This is a genomic window from Anaerosporobacter mobilis DSM 15930 (genome assembly GCF_900142955.1).
GTDB lineage: Bacteria > Bacillota > Clostridia > Lachnospirales > Lachnospiraceae > Anaerosporobacter > Anaerosporobacter mobilis.
Genome location: NZ_FRCP01000015.1, coordinates 54,519 through 68,836, shown reverse-complemented (window position 1 = coordinate 68,836; position 14,318 = coordinate 54,519). Strand labels below are relative to the sequence as shown.

General features: G+C 36.2%; 14 protein-coding genes. 12 read left to right on the top strand and 2 right to left on the bottom strand.

Going from position 1 to position 14,318, the window contains the following annotated elements:
• The first annotated feature begins 70 nt into the window (after nt 1–70).
• The 4 genes from BUB90_RS14910 (at nt 71) to BUB90_RS14895 (ending at nt 5,483) form a co-directional block, all read left to right on the top strand.
• Nucleotides 71–1,555, top strand: a complete 1,485-nt coding sequence (locus tag BUB90_RS14910) for a methyltransferase (protein ID WP_073289209.1) — start codon at nt 71–73, stop codon at nt 1,553–1,555.
• A gap of 174 nt (nt 1,556–1,729) precedes the next feature.
• Complete coding sequence (locus BUB90_RS14905; RefSeq protein ID WP_073289207.1) at nt 1,730–4,021, top strand: CDP-glycerol:glycerophosphate glycerophosphotransferase; 2,292 nt, start codon at nt 1,730–1,732, stop codon at nt 4,019–4,021.
• A gap of 20 nt (nt 4,022–4,041) precedes the next feature.
• On the top strand, nt 4,042–4,530 hold the full coding sequence (locus tag BUB90_RS14900; protein WP_084139290.1) for a restriction endonuclease: 489 nt from the start codon (nt 4,042–4,044) through the stop codon (nt 4,528–4,530).
• A gap of 86 nt (nt 4,531–4,616) precedes the next feature.
• On the top strand, nt 4,617–5,483 hold the full coding sequence (locus BUB90_RS14895) for a hypothetical protein (RefSeq protein WP_073289205.1): 867 nt from the start codon (nt 4,617–4,619) through the stop codon (nt 5,481–5,483).
• 220 nt (nt 5,484–5,703) lie between these two features.
• Here BUB90_RS14895 and BUB90_RS14890 read toward each other — a convergent pair whose 3' ends face one another.
• Nucleotides 5,704–6,270, bottom strand: coding sequence for a chromate transporter (locus tag BUB90_RS14890; RefSeq protein WP_073289203.1), 567 nt, complete (start codon nt 6,268–6,270; stop codon nt 5,704–5,706).
• Nucleotides 6,264–6,887, bottom strand: coding sequence for a chromate transporter (locus BUB90_RS14885; RefSeq protein WP_073289200.1), 624 nt, complete (start codon nt 6,885–6,887; stop codon nt 6,264–6,266). Before BUB90_RS14885 ends, BUB90_RS14890 begins: the two co-directional genes overlap by 7 nt.
• Nucleotides 6,888–7,152: 265 nt before the next feature.
• Between BUB90_RS14885 and BUB90_RS14880 the strand changes: the two genes are divergently transcribed.
• The 8 genes from BUB90_RS14880 (at nt 7,153) to BUB90_RS14845 (ending at nt 14,314) form a co-directional block, all read left to right on the top strand.
• On the top strand, nt 7,153–8,283 hold the full coding sequence (locus BUB90_RS14880) for a 1-propanol dehydrogenase PduQ (protein WP_073289198.1): 1,131 nt from the start codon (nt 7,153–7,155) through the stop codon (nt 8,281–8,283).
• A gap of 10 nt (nt 8,284–8,293) precedes the next feature.
• Complete coding sequence (locus tag BUB90_RS14875; RefSeq protein ID WP_330393801.1) at nt 8,294–8,659, top strand: BMC domain-containing protein; 366 nt, start codon at nt 8,294–8,296, stop codon at nt 8,657–8,659.
• Nucleotides 8,660–8,711: 52 nt separating this feature from the next.
• Nucleotides 8,712–9,155, top strand: coding sequence for a EutP/PduV family microcompartment system protein (locus BUB90_RS14870; RefSeq protein WP_073289196.1), 444 nt, complete (start codon nt 8,712–8,714; stop codon nt 9,153–9,155).
• Between the two features lie 49 nt (nt 9,156–9,204).
• On the top strand, nt 9,205–10,638 hold the full coding sequence (eutA, locus tag BUB90_RS14865) for an ethanolamine ammonia-lyase reactivating factor EutA (RefSeq protein ID WP_073289194.1): 1,434 nt from the start codon (nt 9,205–9,207) through the stop codon (nt 10,636–10,638).
• Between the two features lie 69 nt (nt 10,639–10,707).
• Nucleotides 10,708–12,072, top strand: coding sequence for an ethanolamine ammonia-lyase subunit EutB (locus tag BUB90_RS14860; protein ID WP_073289191.1), 1,365 nt, complete (start codon nt 10,708–10,710; stop codon nt 12,070–12,072).
• Nucleotides 12,073–12,086: 14 nt separating this feature from the next.
• Complete coding sequence (gene eutC / locus BUB90_RS14855; RefSeq protein WP_073289188.1) at nt 12,087–12,974, top strand: ethanolamine ammonia-lyase subunit EutC; 888 nt, start codon at nt 12,087–12,089, stop codon at nt 12,972–12,974.
• 32 nt (nt 12,975–13,006) lie between these two features.
• Nucleotides 13,007–13,663: an ethanolamine utilization microcompartment protein EutL gene (gene eutL / locus BUB90_RS14850; protein WP_073289186.1), complete on the top strand. Its 657-nt coding sequence runs from the start codon at nt 13,007–13,009 to the stop codon at nt 13,661–13,663.
• 3 nt (nt 13,664–13,666) lie between these two features.
• Nucleotides 13,667–14,314 carry a BMC domain-containing protein gene (locus tag BUB90_RS14845; protein WP_073289184.1) on the top strand — a complete coding sequence of 216 codons (648 nt, stop codon included), beginning with the start codon at nt 13,667–13,669 and terminating at the stop codon, nt 14,312–14,314.
• Nucleotides 14,315–14,318 lie beyond the last annotated feature (4 nt).

Here is a 14,318-nt window from a genome sequence, read left to right as displayed (position 1 = left end):
ATATAATAAACGGTATCGAATAAAGATTGTAAGTAACAGATTATCCAAGATGTTACAATAGGAGATTAGAATGGTACGTGATACGTTTGATGAGATTGTTAATAATGTTGATGTTAGACAAAATCTTAGTAAATTAAGACAAGAGATCAAAGAAGAATCGAATAAATATGCATTGCTATATTATCTAGGAGAAAAGAAAGACATAATTCCTGCACTATTAGAGAATGAGGATGCGAAGACAAGAAAGAACGCCGCATTATTAATGGGAGATCTTGCGTTAGAAGAATATCTTCCTTATATTATTAAAGGGTATCAGAAGGAAGAACAACGTTTTATTAAGAGTTCGTATCTTGTAGCTTTAAGAAGTTTTGATTACCGTGAATATCTGCCATTCCTAAAAGAGTGCTTAGATAATTTATTAGGGATAAAATTGACAGCAGAGAATAAGAAACATACAGAAGAAGAGATTAGAGAATTGACTGCGTTGATTGTATCTATGGAAGGTGTTAAGAAACATTCCTTCACAGGATTTCATAAATTATCAAAAGTATTGTTATTAACAAATCGTAATCATATTCCGGTTACATTACAACAAGTACAGATGATTACACCAACAGCTAAAGAATTCAATGCTGGGGTTATGGTAAAGACAGATGAACTAGATGAGATTCTACCTATAAGAACTTATCAAGAGATTTTGTTTGCTCTTGATGGGGTACAGGTTTGTCAGATGAATCCAATTCAAGCGGCGAAACTTCTGTGTGCAGGAAATTTGGTTGAATTCTTAACAGATAGACATAATGGTAATGTACCCTTTTACTTTAGAGTTGAAGTTAAGAGCAAGATGGAATTGAGTAAGAAAAGTGAATTTGCTAAGAAATTTGCCAGTGAGCTAGAACGTTTGACAAAAAGACAATTGATTAATTCTACGAATAACTACGAATTCGAAATTCGATTTATTGAAAACAAGGAACAAAACTTTAATGTTTTATTAAAATTATATACCATTAAAGATAGTCGTTTTGCTTATAGAAAGAATGTAATTGCTTCCAGTATCAGACCAGTTAATGCAGCGCTAACAGTTGCTTTAGCAAAGGATTATATGAAGGAAGATGCGCAGGTTCTTGATCCATTCTGTGGAGTGGGAACAATGTTAATTGAACGTCACAAGCAAGTAAAAGCATATTCCACATATGGGCTTGATATCTTCGCAGATGCTATTGAATTAGCAAGAGAGAATACGCAAGCAGCAAGACAAGTTATTCATTATATTAATCGTGATTTCTTTGATTTCAAGCACGAGTATCTTTTTGATGAAATCATTACAGATATGCCTTTTTCGAATTCAAAAAATCGTGAACAAGAGATTATAGATTTGTACCAACTCTTCTTTAAGAAAGCAAAGGAACATCTGAAAGAAGATGGAGTAATTATTATGTATACGCATAATCGCGAACTTGTGCGTAAGTTCAGTAAGACTGCAGGGTATCAGGTACGAGAGGACTATGAGATATCAAGAAAAGAAGGAACATATGTCATGATTGTATCAAAGTAAGGATAGGATTTTGGAGACAAAAGGTCTTAATTAAGATAATAAAATAATAGTTAAAAAGATAAAAAGATAAAAAGATAATAAGTTGATAAGTTAATAAGGAATAAGCAAGAATTTGACTAGGAAGGACATAGTCCTGAATCGTTACAGTATAATTTATGAAGTGAGGTAGAGATCGTGAAGATTAGTGTAGTGATACCTTATGTTAATGGTCCTCATTTTCTAGAGGATTGTCTAGAAAGTTTGAAGGATCAGACATGGAAAGATTTTGAGGTATTGTTAATACAAGATAAACCAAGCAAGTATCTAACAGAAAAGGAAAATGTAAATGTAGTGGAGGAACCTACGAACATTGTGGATAACTATAAGAAATTTTTCCCTATCTGTGTATATCATACAACGAATACGAGTGGGGTAAGTGCTGCTCGTAATATTGGAATAGAAAAAGCAGTTGGTGAGTATGTATATTTCCTAGATTCAGATGACTATCTGTTTCATAATACATTAGAAAAACTAGTAAAGGCAGTTGATGAGGGACAAGCTAGTGTTGCTTACGGAACAATTGTTGATACTTGGTTTAAGAGAATTGTATTCTTTGATTCTTATGATGATGATGTAGAACAAGTGAATACGGCATCGGAAGAGGCTACCATGAATGCGACAGAAGGTGATGACGAAGAAGATTATCACAAGAAAGTCATTACAGAACAAAAACCCTCGGAAGCAGTAATTGATTTAATTGGTAAAAAGCGTGGGCTAGTAGCGATATCAGCATTAAATCTGCTTATCAAGCGTGAACTACTTATTAAGAATGAGATTGTTTTTGACGAGCAAGTATTATTCTATGCAGATATGTCTTTTGTAGCAAGAACATTACAATTGGCTAAGAACGCGGTCTCAGTGGCTGATGCAAGATATGTTAAGCGTAAACATAATGACCCCATTCATTATCCAGCCATTACGCAGATAAAAACAGAAGATAAATTCAGTAATATGTTGCATGCGTATGAAAATACTGTAAATGCAGTGGGAGATCATGATGTAATTGCTTACCTATTAGCCTTCAAATTAATTAATTACTATACAAATTATCATGCAACTAAGATTAGAAGGAGTGAACAATCCTACTGGCAAGGAGAGCGTTTTTCTTCTATGCAAGAATTAATAACGAAGATTCCAACAGAGATAACTGCTAATTTATCAGGATATAAGAATAAGTTAGTGAAGAGATTGATAAAAGGCGATTTGTCAGCTACAAAACGTGTGGTTAACATACATCTTGGCTCAAAAAAAGTCCGTAAAATCAAATCAAATCCAAGGGCATTTGCATGCTATCTATACTTTCATCTGTTTACGAAGATGAAGATGAAAGATAATTGGGTCTTGTTTGAAAGTTTCTTTGGGAAAAGCTATTCGGATAGTCCGAAGTATATCTATGAGTATCTGAATCAAGCATATCCGAACGAATACAAATGTATCTGGGTTATTAATGATAAGAAGACGAAGATTCCGTATGGAGCAATTAAAGTTAAGCGTTTTAGTATTCGATATGCCTATTATTTTGCACGTTGTAAATACGATGTACTGAATGTGAGGCAACCAAACTGGATACGTAAGAGAAAAGGAAATGTATTTCTTGAGACTTGGCATGGAACCCCTCTTAAAAGACTGGTTTTTGATCAGGAAGAAGTATGTGGTGCATCACCACTTCATAAGCAACAATTTTATCGTCAATCAAGGGATTGGGATTATCTTATATCCGATAATGGATTCTCTACAGAGACATTCAAGAGAGCATTCTTATTCCATAATGAGATTGTGGAATGTGGATATCCAAGAAACGATGTCTTATATGCACCGGATAAAGAAGCAAGAATTATCAAATTAAAAGATCAGCTAGGTATACCAAAGGATAAGAAAACCATTCTCTATGCACCGACATGGAGAGATGATGAGTATTATGGTAAGGGTGAATATAAATTCGCCTTAAAATTAGATTTACATGAATTAAAGAGACAGTTAGGCGATGAATATGTATTACTACTTCGTACGCATTATTACATTGCAGATTCCATAGATACAACGGGAATAGAAGACTTTGCGTTCAATGTAAGTAAATATAATGATATATCAGAGTTATATTTGATTTCAGATTTACTTATTACGGACTATTCTTCTGTATTCTTTGATTATGCAAATCTAAGACGACCGATTCTCTTCTATACGTATGATTTAGAGAAATATAGGGATATGTTACGTGGTTTCTATCTAGATATTGAGGAGGACATGCCAGGTCCTTTATTATTCACGGAAGAGGAAGTAATTGCTGCAATTAAGGATATTGCCAATATCGAGAAGAAGTATCAGGACAAATACGATGAATTCTATGAACGTTTCTGCCATGTGGATGATGGGGATGCTTCAAAGAGAATTGTAGAGCGAGTGTTTAGAAATAAACAAGGAGTTTAGAAAGGAATTATTAGGATATAATGCAGTTTGATACGCAACAAGTGGAACAACTAATCCTTCTGTCAGCAGCTGTTGTTGCGAGTATCTTCTTACTGAAGTTTATTATGAAATGTCATAAGAAAAAGAAATTACTTCAAAGCAATATCTATGATATTGATCTGTTGTCAGGAGAAGATTTTGAATTATTCCTTTATTATTTTTATAAAAAACACGGTTATCGTGTGAGATTAACGCCAGTAACCCATGATTTCGGAGCAGACCTAGTGATTAAATCTCGTGGAAAGCGAATTGTAGTTCAAGTAAAACGTTATAAAGAGCGAGTAGGTATTAAGGCGGTTCAAGAAGTGATAGGCTCAATGGCTTATTATAAAGCAAAACAAGGAATGGTAATAACGAATAGTTACTATACACAAAGTGCATATGTATTAGCAAAGTCCAACGGAATTACCTTAATTGGACGGAATGCATTGCTTCATATGTTAGAAAAAGATATGGTACTATTACCATAGCGTTAGATATAACTACGTTCTGGACGATTTATGTTCCTAAAGTATACCGAAAGGTAAATCTGCGAAAACGGAGATGTGGTACATCAATGAATAATGTAATCAGTTGGCTTCTTGAGGGTGAAAACCCAGAGGTGAAATACCGTACAATGATAGAGCTTTTAGATATACCAAAAGATGACCCTGAAGTAAAAAAGGCTTATGACGATTTATTAAAATCAGACATTGTTGGTTTAATTATGGATAAGTTTAAGCTTAATAATAAATGGGAGGATGTCACTGCTTTGTGTGCTCTTGCAGAATTTGGCTTAACACGCGTTGATGTTCCTATTGATGATTATATTGAACGTGTCATCAAGAATATGGATTATAGTATGAAGTGTGCCAAAATATTGCTGTTAAGAAATCTGGTATCTCTTGGATATTATAAGCATACGTGGGTGAAAGAAGAAATAGCTTTGGCCTTTTCCAACATACGGGAAGACGGCACATTCCGGTGTCTGGACAAAACTAAGAAATCAAACGACTCAAAGCTTCCAGATATGGGATGCTACAGACAAACTACAACCTACCTTTTACTTGCAGCGGAGTTGAAAAAGATCGACGTTATTCTGCCACAGTTTAAATTACTAATAAATTTTTATATCAACCATTACGTTGCATTCCACTCTGATAACCAAGGAAAGGCTATCATTAAAGAAATGGTGGGGACATATTATCCGTTTGACCATGTGAAATTGGGGTTACAGATGACTATATATGGTCTTTCGGTTCTCGGTGGGGCAAATCATTCTAATTGTAATAAGGCGTTAGCATTGTTGGAGAGTAAAAAGGATTGTGAGGGTAAATATATTCTTGATAAATCTTTTCCGTACTTTGAGGTGGGGAATATAGGGGAACCTAATAAATGGATAACACTATATGCATTGCTATCAGAGAAGTATCGCATAGTATAAGCATAATCTGAACCATAACAATTTCCGATTTGATGAACGTTTGAGATAATGCTATACTAGTTTAGTGCTATATTGACATAATTAAAAGTAATGATTATACATTCTAATAAATAATGAAAGCTACTTAACGAAGTTTAAGTAGCTTTTTTTGTTTATAATCGTGTAATCCTACATATATAAGAACTTGATATAGGAATAAGAATAGAGAGCTGTTACAAACTTATACAAGATAATACGCGATTGTACCAATTACTCCAGAACCGAATATTACTAAGATAGCATTCGTTTTGAATTTTCTAAGAGCAATTATTCCACCTACGAATAATATGGCTTCTATAATATGGAAGTTTGATAGTACAATATCAGCCTTTTGAGCTTGGAATAATGCGAGACTTAGAATGGATAGTCCAGCACCGCTGATTAAAGCGACTACAGCGGGACGAAGACTTGCTAATATTGTTTGAACTCCACCAAAGCTACGGTATTTGTAATAGAAGTAAGCAAGGAGTAAACAAAGTAGGAAAGCGGGAAGTACCACTCCAAAGGTACATAAAAGTGCACCAGGGATACCTGCGAGTTTATTACCTACGAAGGTAGCTGAATTAATTGAGATAGGACCTGGTGTCATTTCAGCGATCGTGATCAAATCCGCGAATTCCTCCATAGTCATAAGGTGATGTATATCGACAATTTGATTTTGAATTAATGGTATTGCGGCATAACCACCGCCAACACTAAATAATCCTACTTTTATAAAACTAAAGAATAATTTCCATAAGATTAACATCTTGCTTTATGCTCCTTTCGAAGATCAAGTAATATAGTACATATGCCAAGGGATAGGCAAGTTAGGATTATAAGCATTGCGCTAAAACCAAGGAAGTAGTTCATAATGAATGTAACAATCATTAATAAAATATAGAATCTGTTTTTGGTTTTTATTATGTTAGAAGCTAAGTTATATACAACATCAAAGATTACCGCAGCTACACCAGCTCTCATCACTTGAAGTGCTGTAGCGATAACTCTGTTTGAACGGAATTCTTCATAAAAATAAGAGATAGCTGTAATAATAATAAGTGGTGGTAGTGAAGTTCCTATGACTGCCACGAAAGAACCAAGTATACCTTTCATTCTGTAACCTAGAATTACGGAAGCATTAATCGGTAATGGGCCAGGACAGGATTGCGCCATTGCTGTTATATCAAGCATCTCATCTTCCTCAAGCCAACCAAGTTCTTCTACGAATTTCTTCTTCATTAATGAAACAATAACGAAGCCACCACCAAAGGTGCAGGCACTCAGCATGAACATAGTTTTAAATAAGTCCCATAAGACATGTTCTGTTTTTTTATAATTATTAATTTCTAAAATTTCTTCCGAAATCAATGATTCCTTCTTCATAAGTTCATTTACTCCTCTAATTTACGTTAATTTATTTTGTCAGCACTGATATATTCATTATAGTTCACAAAAGGTTATAAGTAAAATATATGATATCTATTTAAAACATAGGTTTTACCTATGTAATTAAATATGAGATAAGCTTTTTTATCAGGTAGAGAATATTTATCAAAAATATACATATTCTAACTGAGTAACCATGGAACAAAGTCGAAGATGTGCTTAATTAAAATCGTCGATTTAAGTGAAGATAGGGTGATATCACATGAAAACATTTGAAGTTAAGACCAAGATTGTGTTTGGTGAAAATGCACTTGGATACATCACCTCACTGGCGAATAAGAAAGTTTTTATTGTAACCGATCCATTTATGGTAAAGTCAGGAATGATAGAGAGAATAACGTCCAAATTAACAAGTGGAAGTTATCAAGTATTCAGCGATGTTGTACCTGATCCTCCAATGGAACTGGTTGTCCAGGGAGTGAGTGAAGTAACTGCATATAAACCAGATGCAGTAATTGCCCTTGGTGGTGGTTCTGCTATAGATGCAGCGAAAGCAATTATGAACTTCTCTAAAAAAGCCGCAAATCTACCCAATATGCTATTCATTGCAATTCCAACTACAAGTGGAACAGGATCAGAAGTAACCAATTTCGCAGTAATTACAGATAAGGAAAAAGGTGTGAAATACCCACTTGTCTCTAGCGAACTATTACCAAATGTAGCAATACTAGAACCAGAACTTGTAAAGAGTCTTCCATGTCAAATCGTAGCAGATACGGGGATGGATGTATTGACCCATGCACTAGAAGCGTATGTTTCAACTAACGCTACTGATTTTTCAGATGCTTTAGCAGAGAAAGCAGTGAAACTTGTATTTGACTATTTACTCAGGTCTTATAAGAGCAGTGATGATATGGAAGCAAAAGAGAAGATGCATTCGGCGTCTTGTATAGCGGGTATGGCATTCAATGAAGCTTCCCTTGGTGTTAACCATGCTATCGCGCATAATATCGGAGGTAAACTCCATATACCACATGGAAGAACGAATGCAATTCTTTTACCGCATGTTATTGAGTACAACAGTAATATGGAAGGGTATAATCCTAAGACCTATACGGTAGCAGCTAAGAAATATGCAATGATTGCTAAGTTATGTGGAATACAAGGGGCAACAACTAGAGCACTTGTTAAGGGATTAATAGCAGAGGTTGTACGATTAGAACGAGAGATGAAGATGCCGCGTTCCTTAAAAGAATGTGGAATCAAAGAGGAGGAATATCTAGATGCTAAGAAAAGTATTGCTGAGGGTGCTTTGGAAGATGCATGTTTGGTTACTAATCCTAGAAAGACAACCGTATCTGAGGTGTTAGAGATTCTTCATCTAATTAGGTAATGGCGGGTAGGTGAGAACAATAGCATTACAACTTGAGGAAAAACAAAGAATTATTCAAGAATTTGTACCAGGTAAACAGATTACACTGGCACATATTATTGCAAATCCTACAGAAGAGATCTATCTAAAGATGGGTTTAATTACAGAAGAGATTAATGCAATAGGAATTATGACAATAACACCTAGTGAAGGGGCAATAATTGCTGCGGATGTTGCGACTAAGGCTTCGGATATTAAACTTGGCTTCATTGATCGATTTAGCGGTGCTCTTGTAATAACTGGTGATGTAAGTTCTGTTGAAGCTGGAATAAGAGATATTGTATCTGTATTGGAGATGCAGCTTGGTTTTACTCCTACAAAGGTTACTAGGACTTAGTAATGCCAGATAAGTAGGTATAAGATTTGACATTTCACTAGGAGGTAAGGCTGTGGGGAAAATCATATTTATGGGTAGAACAGGTTGTGGTAAGACGACTTTATGTCAAAAACTAAGTGAACTTGAGATACGGTATAGGAAAACACAAGCGATTGAGTTGTATGATAATGCAATCGATACACCAGGAGAATATCTAGAGAATAGAAATTATTACCGAGCTTTAATTAATACAGCTGTAGATGCGAAGTTAATTGCACTCATTGCAGACCCAACGGCTCACGATAATTATATTCCACCCGCTTTTGCTGGAACATTTGCGAAAGAGTTGATTGGAATTGTCACGAAGATAAATCTTGTGAAAGACCAAGCGGCAATTACGAAGGTAGAGATGAATCTGAAGGAAGCAGGAGTAGCGAAAATCTTCAAAGTTGATACCATTGATGATATCGGTATTGAAGAACTTTTTGCTTATATTCATGAAAAAATTGATGATTAGAAGTGCTGGTCTGTAGCGACTAAATAGTTAGGATTAGGAGGTGGAGTATATGAGAGAAGAGTTACTTAGCGTTGGAATAGATATTGGAACTAGTACAACTCAACTTGTATTTTCAAAGTTATACATTGAGAATATGGCGTCTAGTTATTCTGTCCCTAGAATCGTAATTGTTGACAAAGAAATCATATACCGTAGTGAGATATATTTTACTCCACTAAAGACACCAACTGAAATCGATGGACCTAGAGTAAGGCAAATTATTGAACAGGAATATGAAAAAGCAGGAATCAGCAAGTCAGGTATTGATACTGGGGCTGTAATAATTACGGGAGAGACTGCAAGGAAAGAAAATGCCAAGGAAGTACTGGAATTCCTCAGTGGTTTTGCTGGTGATTTTGTTGTAGCTACTGCGGGACCTGACCTTGAAAGTATTATAGCTGGTAAAGGTGCAGGTGCACATGCATATTCGAAAGAACACTCAACTAGTGTTGTTAATATCGATGTTGGTGGTGGAACAAGTAATTTGGCATTATTCTTGCGTGGAGAAGTTGTAGATACTGGTTGTCTTGATATTGGAGGACGGTTAATAAAGATTAATCCATCTACCCATGAGATTACGTATCTATCGAAAAAGGTTGAGAAATTAATTGCGAAGCATAACCTAAATATTCATATAGGAATGGTGGCAACCAAAGAAAATCTTGATCCAATTGTTAAGGTGATGATTAAAGGCTTAAAACAAAGTGTTGGCTTAGCGGAGATTGATGAGGATTATGAAATCATGATCACCAATAAGAGCATTGCCCCAAATCAGAAGATTGAGAATATCTCCTTCTCTGGAGGTGTAGCGGATTATATCTATCATGAGAGAGAAGGGAAAGAATATTTTGCTTATGGGGATATGGGAGTATTACTAGGAGAAGCAATAAGACAATCCGAGTTATGTACGCAGTTACACTTGGTAAAGAGTGTAGAAACAATACGAGCCACTGTAGTTGGAGCTGGTGCACATACTACAGAGATTAGTGGAAGTACGATTACGTATACAAGTAATCCATTCCCAATTAAGAATCTACCGATTCTGAAGATGCGAATAGAAGAAGAAGAGAATATAGACACCTTAAGCGAAGCACTACAGAAAAAATTAGATTGGTTCAAATTAGAAGGAAACCTTCAGAGGGTAGCAATTGCAATTGAAGGAATAAAGAATCCATCTTTTGTTCAAGTATCGGATTATGCAAAAGGTTTGGTGAAGGGGTTGCAAGAGTTAATAAGCAGGGAATTACCACTGATTATCATTGTAGAATATGATATGGCAAAAGCGTTAGGACAAGCAATGTACCATGAATTACAATTTCAAAAAGATGTTATCTGTCTTGATAGTATTAAACTAGACAATGGGGATTACATTGACATTGGAAAACCTGTGGCAGAAGGAACCGTTTTACCAGTTGTAGTAAAGACACTTGTATTCAATGAATAGAAGAATGCAATAGAGTAAGTTTTTAGATAAAAAGTTTATGGAATAAAACTCAATAATAGGAGGCGTATTATGATTTTAAAGACCTTGTTATTTGGCCATACGTATGAGTTTAAATCTCTCAAGGAAGTACTGGCGAAAGCAAATGAAGAGAAATCAGGAGATTTACTTGCAGGTGTTGCAGCAGGTTCTGCAGAAGAACGTGTAGCAGCTAAAATTGTTCTTGCTAACATTACATTAGAGCAATTAAGAGAAAACCCAGTAGTCCCTTATGATATCGATGAAGTAACAAGAATTATTCAAGATGATGTAAATGAAAAAATCTACAATGAAATTAAACATTGGACAGTAGCGGAATTTCGTGAATGGATTCTTGACGGAGAAACAAAGGGTACTGATATTCGCCGCATTAGCCGTGGAATAACTTCTGAAATGGTAGCGGCAGTTGCTAAATTAATGTCGAATATGGACTTAATTTATGGAGCTAGTAAAATTCGTGTTACTGCACACTGCAATACAACAATCGGCGAACCAGGAACACTTAGTTCACGTCTGCAACCAAATCACCCTACGGATGATCCAGATGGAATTATGGCTTCTTTATTAGAAGGATTGACTTATGGAGCTGGTGATGCGCTTCTAGGACTTAACCCTGTAGATGATTCAACAGAAAGTGTTGTACGTGTATTAAAACGTTTTGAAGAAATCAAGCAAAAATTCAAAATACCAACACAGACTTGCGTTCTTGCACACATTACAACGCAAATGGAGGCCATTAGAAAGGGTGCACCTACAGACCTTATCTTTCAATCGATTGCAGGTTCTGAAAAAGGTAACGAGGCATTTGGTTTTAATGCATCAACAGTAGAGGAAGCAAGACAGTTAGCGTTAGCAGAAGGTACCGCAGAAGGACCTAACGTAATGTATTTCGAAACAGGACAGGGTTCAGAGTTATCCTCTGAAGCTCATCATGGAGCTGACCAGGTAACTATGGAAGCGAGATGCTATGGGTTTGCAAAACACTATGATCCATTTGTTGTTAATACCGTAGTTGGATTCATTGGACCAGAGTATCTATATGATGGTAGACAAGTAAACCGCGCCGGTCTTGAAGATCATTTCATGGGTAAATTAACAGGTATTTCAATGGGATGTGATGCATGTTACACAAATCATATGAAAGCCGATCAGAATACAATTGAAGATTTATCAGTACTTCTTACAACAGCAGGTTGTAACTATTTCATGGGTATTCCACATGGTGATGATGTTATGCTTAATTATCAAACAACAGGATATCATGAAACAGCAGCGTTACGTGAGATGTTTGGCTTAACTGCTATCAAGCCATTCCACGAGTGGTTAGTTACTATGGGATTTGTTGATGAAAAAGGTAAGCTAACGAAGCGTGCTGGAGATGCTTCAATATTATTCTAGAAGGAGGGAAGAACATGAACGAGCAAGACTTAAGAAAAATGGTAGAACAGATGGTGGAACAAATGGTGAGCAAAGATACTTCTAGTACTTCCACTTCTTATGAAAGTAATTCTAGGTCATCGGTGGCTTCTATGGTGAGTGGTGAGTGTCTCCCTGATATTACGAAGATTGACTTACGAAAACAATTCTTAGTTGATGACGCAAAGGATAAAGAAGGATATCTAGCAATGAAGGCAAAAACACCTGCCAGACTCGGTGTAGGAAGAGCAGGGGCTAGATATAAAACAATAAGTATGTTACGTGTTCGTGCTGACCATGCAGCAGCACAAGATGCCGTATTCTCAGATGTATCAGAAGAATTCATTAAGAAGAATAACTTTGTGGCAGTTAAGACATTATGTACAGATAAAGATGAGTATCTTACAAGACCAGATCTTGGTAGAAGATTCTCGCCGGAAGAAATAGAAGTGATCAAGAAAACATGTGGGCAAAATCCTAAAGTACTGATTATTGTGGGTGATGGACTATCTTCCTCTGCAATTGAAGCCAATGTTGAAGATATGATTCCAGCTATCAAACAAGGTCTTAGTATGCACAGTATCAATGTACCACCAATTTTGTTTATTAAGTATGCCAGAGTTGGTGCCATGGATGACATTGGACAAATAACAGATGCCGATGTTATCTGTATGTTAGTTGGCGAAAGACCAGGACTTGTAACAGCAGAATCTATGTCAGCTTATATTGCCTATAAGCCAAAACATGGATTAGCAGAAGCTAAGAGAACAGTTATCAGTAACATTCATAAAGGCGGTACAACGGCTGTTGAAGCAGGAGCACATGCAGCAGAACTAATCAAGAAGATGTTAGATAAGAAAGCGTCTGGTATTGATTTAAAATAAAAGTGTAAGAACAAGAATAAGGAGGAAATCATATGAAGAACGATAAATTGCGACCTAATATACTTTCAGTTCGCATTATCTCAAATGTAAGTCCTGATCTAGCAGAAAAATTAGAATTAGGCCCTCGTCATAAAAGTATCGGTATAATTACAGCTGATATTGATGATGTAACGTATACAGGACTTGATGAAGCAACAAAGGATGCAGATGTAGAAGTTGTATATGCAAAATCTATGTATGCGGGTGCTGCCAATGCATCGACAAAATTAGCAGGTGAGGTAATTGGTATCTTAGCTGGACCAAGCCCTGCTGAAGTAAGAAGTGGTTTGAGTGCTTGTATAACATTCATGGAAAACGATGCGTATTTCGTAAGTGCAAACGAAGATGACTCTATTTCATATTATGCTCATACCGTATCTCGTACAGGTTCCTATCTATCAAAGGTTGCAGGTATTACAGAAGGAGAAGCATTAGCTTATTTAATCGCCCCTCCACTTGAATCCATCTATGGATTAGATGCAGCCATGAAAGCTGCTGACGTTAAGCTCTGTGAGTTCTTTGGACCACCATCGGAAACAAATTTTGGTGGCGGTTTATTAACTGGTTCACAATCTGCTTGCTATGCTGCTTGTACTGCATTTGCTGAGGCTGTTCGCAGTGTTGCAGATCGTCCGAAGGAATACCAATAATAGATGCAAGCACTTGGTTTAATTGAAGTAATAGGATATCCACCAGCTGTAGAAGCAGCGGACGCAGCATTGAAAGCAGCCAATGTTACGTTGCTTAGCATAGCCAAAGCAGATGCTGGTATTATGACAGTTGAAATTATAGGAGACGTTGGGGCAGTAACGGCTGCAGTAGATGCTGGTGCTAGAAGTGCTGCTAGAATTGGACTTGTTCGTGCAAGACATGTAATATCAAGAGTGGAGTCAGACTTAATTGGCAAAGTGATTCCATCAGAGCGTGTTCATCAAGAAGTTTTGAGTCATCCGCAAGTAGTTGTTAATGAAGAATTACAGGCAGATGAAAAACCACAGGCAAATGGTGAAGCAAAACCAGATATAAATGATGAAGCGAAAGAAAATGAAGATAGGCATGAGCCTGCAACAGAAGAGATCATAGTAGATAAACCAAGCGTTTCCGAAGGGATAGAGAAGAAAGAAGAAAAGTCACCAATATTAGACTTTTCACAAGAACAATTAAGTAAACGAAGTAATGTGAACCTAAGGAATCTTATTAGGTCATTAGATATTCAGGTAACAACTGAGCGCTTGAATACAATGAAGAAGCAAGATTTAATCAGGTTATTACTTGAGTATAGTAAGGAACTCGGGAAATAAAGGA